We start from the raw sequence: 506 nt of genomic DNA on the forward strand, positions 1-506 counted from the left end.
GCAGAAGCTCCAGGGCGAGGCCAACCGGATCCAGGAGAAGGTCGCCCGCGGCCAGGACGCCATGAACGAACTGCGCACCCAGCTCGGTGTGGTGGGCGCCGAGCAGTACCGCAACAACGGGATCGACCCGGGCATCCAGCTCATGCTCGACTCCGACCCGGCCAGCTACCTGGGCCGCGCCTCGGTGCAGGACCAGGTCGCCGGCTCCTGGACGAACCTGCTCAAGCGGGCCCAGGACGAACAGCGCAAGCTCGACCAGGAGCGCGCCGAGGCCGCCGCCACCCTCGCCGACCTCGACGCCGTCGGCGCCTCGCTCAACGCCCAGAAGAACCAGGTCCAGAGCAAGCTCGCCCAGTCCGAGGCGCTGCTCAACAAGCTCAGCGCCGAGGAGCGCGCCAAGATCAACGCCCAGGAGGCCGCCGACAAGGCCAAGGCCGCCGCCCAGCAGGCCGCTGCCGCCGAGCGCGCCAAGGCCGCCGAGAAGGAGGCCGCCGACAAGGCCAAGG

General features: G+C 71.3%; 1 pseudogene. It reads left to right on the forward strand.

What is annotated here, in order from left to right:
- Window positions 1–506, forward strand: a pseudogene (locus VR45_RS30220) (hypothetical protein); the annotation flags it as partial.

This window comes from Streptomyces sp. NRRL S-495 (genome assembly GCF_000966955.1).
Classification (GTDB): domain Bacteria; phylum Actinomycetota; class Actinomycetes; order Streptomycetales; family Streptomycetaceae; genus Kitasatospora; species Kitasatospora purpeofusca.